Origin of the sequence: Bacillus sp. SIMBA_031 (genome assembly GCF_046535225.1) — a bacterium.
Lineage (GTDB): Bacteria > Bacillota > Bacilli > Bacillales > Bacillaceae > Bacillus > Bacillus velezensis.
In genome coordinates this window covers 1-201 of record NZ_JAWRXC010000789.1, presented here as the reverse complement: position 1 = coordinate 201, position 201 = coordinate 1, and the positions used below count along the sequence as shown (strand labels likewise).

Below are 201 nucleotides of genomic sequence, written 5' to 3'. Positions count from 1 at the left end.
AATGAAAAAGTCCAGCCGCACATCTTTCGCTGCTTCATCAAGATTGATAAGCCCTTTCACTTTCGGCGCCATGACGGTCTTCCGTTCGTTTTCTGTCTGGTTCAGAATGTAGTTGTCAGCAATTACGCCTGCGCCGTGAATGATCCCGTCGAGTGTTCCGTGCTCCTCCTGTATGCCGCGGACGAGGGCGATGACCGCCGC

General features: G+C 53.7%; 1 protein-coding gene. It reads right to left on the bottom strand.

All coding sequences use genetic code 11. The features are described from left to right. On the bottom strand, positions 1 to 201 hold a 201-nt coding region (locus tag SB724_RS22210; RefSeq protein ID WP_410573294.1), incomplete at both ends, for a KR domain-containing protein.